At 34.1% G+C, this 317-nt stretch carries 1 protein-coding gene; it reads left to right on the top strand.

What is annotated here, in order from left to right; genetic code table 11:
* Window positions 1-317, top strand: a 317-nt coding sequence (locus COO03_RS23260; RefSeq protein ID WP_176542241.1) for an HNH endonuclease, incomplete at both ends; no start/stop codon positions are given.

The following is a 317-nucleotide window of genomic DNA, read 5'->3' as shown; positions in this document are numbered from 1 at the left end:
AAAGTCATTGTCGAAGTAGGAAAATTTGATGCACAAAAGCTAAAAAACCCCCATATACAAGGAACAGAATATCAACAAGGGGATATTTTTGGCTTTTGGAATACGAGATATTACGTATTTGCGAGAGATAACTATACGTGTCAAATTTGTAAGAAAAAAGGTGGTATCTTGCATACGCATCATATTATTGAACGATGCAATGGCGGTTCGAATATGGCAGATAATCTTGTAACCATACATGATGAATGTCATCAAAAATTTCATCAAGGGAAAATTAAACACCGTTTCAAGAAGCCAAAACAATATAAAGAAAGTGC

Origin of the sequence: Bacillus sp. AFS098217, assembly GCF_002551815.1 — a bacterium.
In the GTDB taxonomy this organism is placed as follows: Bacteria; Bacillota; Bacilli; order Bacillales; family Bacillaceae_G; genus Bacillus_A.
This window is presented reverse-complemented; position numbering and strand designations above follow the sequence as displayed.